This is a genomic window from Rhizobium sp. UBA1881 (assembly GCF_002338015.1).
Lineage (GTDB): Bacteria > Pseudomonadota > Alphaproteobacteria > Rhizobiales > Rhizobiaceae > Rhizobium.
In genome coordinates this window covers 44,172-44,641 of the sequence record NZ_DDHH01000041.1, presented here as the reverse complement: position 1 = coordinate 44,641, position 470 = coordinate 44,172, and the positions used below count along the sequence as shown (strand labels likewise).

1 protein-coding gene is annotated in these 470 nt (G+C 62.1%); it reads right to left on the bottom strand.

The window, feature by feature from the left end; all coding sequences use genetic code 11:
* The coding region (locus tag B3605_RS03980; protein WP_296432399.1) for a His/Gly/Thr/Pro-type tRNA ligase C-terminal domain-containing protein at window positions 1-470 on the bottom strand (470 nt) is incomplete at both ends.

Below are 470 nucleotides of genomic sequence, written 5' to 3'. Positions count from 1 at the left end.
GCTGCCTTGCGCAGCACATCCGGCGGCGTCGCTTCGTGCGTCAGGGCAGCGATGGCGTCGTCAAGCGACATCGAGCTCTGCTCCTGGCTGCCGAGACGGCGGATGTTGACCGTGCGCTCTTCGGCTTCCTTCTTGCCGCAGACGATGATGACAGGCACCTTGGTGACCGAGTGTTCGCGGACCTTGTAGTTGATCTTCTCGTTGCGGAAGTCGGTCTCTACGTGGAGGCCTGCCTCGCGCAGCGCCTCGGCCACTTCTTCGCCGTAGGAGTCGGCTTCCGACGTGATCGTCGCGACGACGATCTGAAGCGGCGACATCCACAGCGGCAGATGGCCGGCGAAGTTCTCGATCAGGATACCGAGGAAGCGCTCCATCGAGCCGCAAATGGCGCGATGGATCATCACCGGCTGCGTCTTTTCGGAGTTGCTGTCGATATAGAAGGCGCCGAAGCGTTCCGGCAGGTTGAAGTC